Origin of the sequence: Streptomyces omiyaensis, assembly GCF_014650895.1 — a bacterium.
Lineage (GTDB): Bacteria > Actinomycetota > Actinomycetes > Streptomycetales > Streptomycetaceae > Streptomyces > Streptomyces omiyaensis.
In genome coordinates this window covers 1-801 of sequence record NZ_BMVV01000088.1, presented here as the reverse complement: position 1 = coordinate 801, position 801 = coordinate 1, and the positions used below count along the sequence as shown (strand labels likewise).

Sequence of the window (801 nt, the reverse complement as noted above, 5' to 3'; positions counted from 1 at the left end):
GACGCCGGCGAGGAGTTCGGCGCGGTCGCGGCCCGTCACCACCGCGCGGTGGTCCAGCGACGCGCGGCCCGTCGCCAGCGAGAAGCCGATGTCGAGCGGGGAGACGGAGAGGTCCGCCGTCAGGCGGGCGTACAGGCGGCGGGCCTGGTCGCGCAGGGCGTCGGCGGTCTTGCCGGAGACGGTCCAGGGGACGACGGGCAGCGCCGCCGCCGGGGTGGTCGTGGCGGTGTCCGCCGCGGCGCCCGCCTCGGCGTCCGTGCCGGTGCCGGTGGCGGTGTCGGTGTCGGTGGGGTGCTGCTCGATGATGACGTGGGCGTTGGTGCCGCCGAAGCCGAAGGAGGAGACGGCCGCGCGGCGCGGGGCGCCGGTCTGCGGCCAGGGCCTGGCCTCGTGGAGGAGGGAGATCGCGCCGGTGTCCCAGTCGACGTGCGTGGTCGGTGGTGCGGCGTGCAGGGTACGAGGCAGCATGCCGTGCTCCATGGCCTGGATCATCTTGATGATGCCGCCGACTCCTGCCGCGGCCTGGGCGTGGGCGATGTTCGACTTGAGGGAGCCGAGGTAGAGGGGGCGGTCCTCGGGGCGGTCCTGGCCGTAGGTGGCGAGCAGGGCCTGGGCCTCGATGGGGTCGCCCAGGCGGGTGCCGGTGCCGTGGGCCTCGACGGCGTCCACGTCGGCCGGGGTCAGGCCCGCGCTCGCCAGGGCCTGGCGGATGACGCGTTCCTGGGCGGGGCCGTTGGGGGCGGTCAGGCCGTTGGAGGCGCCGTCCTGGTTGACGGCCGAGCCGCGCAGGACGGCGAGGAC

General features: G+C 75.9%; 1 protein-coding gene. It reads right to left on the bottom strand.

Annotated elements, in window-relative coordinates:
- Positions 1-801, bottom strand: an 801-nt coding sequence (locus IE287_RS38120) for a ketoacyl-synthetase C-terminal extension domain-containing protein (protein WP_229884020.1), incomplete at both ends; no start/stop codon positions are given.